2 protein-coding genes are annotated in these 490 nt (G+C 51.6%); both read left to right on the top strand.

The window, feature by feature from the left end:
* Positions 1 to 16: 16 nt before the first annotated feature.
* On the top strand, positions 17 to 160 hold the full coding sequence (locus HBA93_RS18380) for a DUF2948 family protein (protein WP_353619397.1): 144 nt from the start codon (positions 17 to 19) through the stop codon (positions 158 to 160).
* A gap of 20 nt (positions 161 to 180) precedes the next feature.
* Positions 181 to 490: histidinol dehydrogenase (locus HBA93_RS18375; RefSeq protein WP_221724261.1), on the top strand; the 310-nt coding region annotated here is incomplete at its 3' end.

Genomic DNA, 490 nt, shown 5'->3' with positions numbered 1-490 from the left:
AGATGCGCCGTCCGGTATAATTGAACTGGTTTTTGCAGCAGGTAAAACAATCCGTCTTACTGTTGAAGTGATTGAAATGCGACTGGCTGATCTGGGCGCTGCATGGGAAACCGGTAACAAGCCGGATCATATTGCAGCTGATCAGACTGAAGCCAAATAAGTACGAAATGAGGGAATAGCGTGGTTCAGACGCTCATACAAAGTGCCGCAGATTTCGAAGCCAGTTTTGTGGCATTTCTGGCGGGAAAACGGGAAGTTTCCGAAGATGTGGATCGCGCAGTTCGTGAGATTGTGCAGCAGGTGCGCCAGCATGGAGATCAGGCGCTGATCGACTATTCCAAGCGTTTCGACCGGATTGATCTTGGTGTCACCGGTATTGCGGTTACGCAGGCGGTTGTGTATGAAGCGGTTAAACACGCTGACCAGACTGTGGTTGATGCGCTGAACTTCGCGCGCGACCGGGTTTGGTCCTTCCACCACCATAAGCTGC

The sequence above is a fragment of the Ochrobactrum sp. SFR4 genome, from assembly GCF_019730395.1.
In the GTDB taxonomy this organism is placed as follows: domain Bacteria; phylum Pseudomonadota; class Alphaproteobacteria; order Rhizobiales; family Rhizobiaceae; genus Pseudochrobactrum.
Note: the sequence above shows the minus strand (reverse complement) of the source record. Positions and strands in the feature narration are given on the sequence as shown.